This window comes from Paraburkholderia sp. GAS334, assembly GCF_050436625.1.
In the GTDB taxonomy this organism is placed as follows: domain Bacteria; phylum Pseudomonadota; class Gammaproteobacteria; order Burkholderiales; family Burkholderiaceae; genus Paraburkholderia.
In genome coordinates, this window is record NZ_JBNDMO010000091.1 from 1 (window position 1) to 1,646 (window position 1,646).

General features: G+C 60.0%; 2 protein-coding genes. One reads left to right on the forward strand and one right to left on the reverse strand.

The window, feature by feature from the left end; genetic code table 11:
- Window positions 1–89: 89 nt before the first annotated feature.
- On the reverse strand, window positions 90–677 hold the full coding sequence (locus P3T21_RS38355; RefSeq protein WP_429261049.1) for a TetR/AcrR family transcriptional regulator: 588 nt from the start codon (window positions 675–677) through the stop codon (window positions 90–92).
- On the opposite strand from P3T21_RS38355, the gene P3T21_RS38360 reads away from it, so the two are divergent.
- Complete coding sequence (locus P3T21_RS38360; protein WP_429261050.1) at window positions 610–1,248, forward strand: hypothetical protein; 639 nt, start codon at window positions 610–612, stop codon at window positions 1,246–1,248. The genes P3T21_RS38355 and P3T21_RS38360 overlap by 68 nt on opposite strands.
- The last annotated feature ends 398 nt before the right edge of the window (window positions 1,249–1,646 follow it).

Here is a 1,646-nt window from a genome sequence, read left to right on the forward strand (position 1 = left end):
AGGTACATCGGCCATAAAGATGACGCAGCGGCCCTCTTTACATGATGCCGGTTGCGGTTTTCCAGTTGCTCATGACAAGCCTTGCGCTGTCATGGCGCCTTTTTTCCAGCCGCGGCGCGCGGCGCGGCCCTGGACTGGCCCGTTACCGGTAAAGTGGCGACGAAGGCATCGATCGCTGAATTCAGCTTCGCCCGACCGGCTCCGTCGTGGGCGTGGACCGCCAGGCCGGTAAACAGCACCGCGCACATCATCGACAATCCATCGATGTCCACCGACGGCGCGATTTCGCCGTCATCGACTGCCAGCGCCATGCGCTTGCAGATCACGTCGAGGATCTGCCTCTGCCGTTTGTGCAGCAGCGCACGAAGCTCGTTCCGGTCGGCACTGACGTTCAGCGTGCCAAGCATCACCATGCAACCGCGTGGCTGCGGTCCGCGCGTGAACATGTCGACACTACGCTTGAGCATCGTGCCGAGCGCATCCCGGATGTTGCGTGGCCCCGCCAACGCACATCGAGTCGCTTCTCCCTCAAGCGTCCCGTAGAGGTCGACTGCCTCGCGAAACAGATCTTCCTTGCTACCGAACGCGGCGTAGAGACTTGGCGAATTGATGTTCATGGCGGCAGTCAGGTCGCTGATCGCGCAGCCGTCGAAACCCTTCAGCCAAAACATCTCCATCGCGCACGTCAGCGCAGCATGCCGGTCGAAGGTTCGGGGCCTGCCCCGGCTTTTCGAAGCCGCTGCATCAACTGGACCATTCATCATGTTTCTCCGCGCCCCTGATCAGGTCATGATCCTATCGTTCTATTTTGTAACGAGCATAACAAAAACATGGATCTGGGTCAATTTTTGGGGTTTAATGTTCTGTATCGTTCGACACATATTTAGCGAACTAGTGTGGCGACCTGGCCGCGCCGTCGTCGGCATGCACCCTTCCTCAGTTGAAATGGAGTTCAAAATGAAACCGGTACTTCGCACCTTGATTGCAGCCACGATAGTGGCGGCCTCGCCCACCGTCTTCGCACAGGTGGTTCCCGGAACCAGCCAGGGGGCTGTCGTGGCACCCGCGAAAAACTTCGACGTCTTCGTCGACAAGCCGACCGGCTTCACCTTCGTCAAGCTGCCGGGGGGCTGGAAGTTCGCCGGCAAGGTCAGCCCGAACGACATGCGGCATCTGCCTTCGACGGTGTTGACATCGGTCGTCCCCGACGAACCCATGCAGATGGCGGACGATCACGCACGCAAGTAGGCCGGCCGCTAGCGCATAACCGCTATGCCATGTAGACCGGCCGTTGCGATCGGGCGATAGCGGAGGCGGCGCCTCGTCGATTGGAAACTCGGGCGACGGTAGCGTTCACCGCCGATAACCGCCGCAAGATTGTCTTATTCTCAGGGGGTGAGTTCGTGTCGCGACAAGTCGCGAGCCTGTGAACCCGGCGAATTTGCAAGACCCTGCGGGTTGCCGATACAAGCTACAAAAGTCGCGGGCCTCGAAAATTTGTCATGCGCCACGGCAGTCATTCCTGCCGCGGCAACGGCAAAGGACGCTCCTGGAAAGGAAAGACGGTCGACTGTCTGCGACAGGCCTCGGGCCGAATCACCGCAGCTAACCGTAGTCTGTCTTCCGCGATCGGCTCGTGTCGACCC

What these genes read in the sequence shown, in the direction of transcription:
- P3T21_RS38360 (WP_429261050.1), top strand. Translation starts at nt 610, where the DNA reads ATGTTCATGGCGGCAGTCAGGTCGCTGATCGCGCAGCCGTCGAAACCC.
- P3T21_RS38355 (WP_429261049.1), bottom strand. Translation starts at nt 677, where the DNA reads ATGGAGATGTTTTGGCTGAAGGGTTTCGACGGCTGCGCGATCAGCGAC.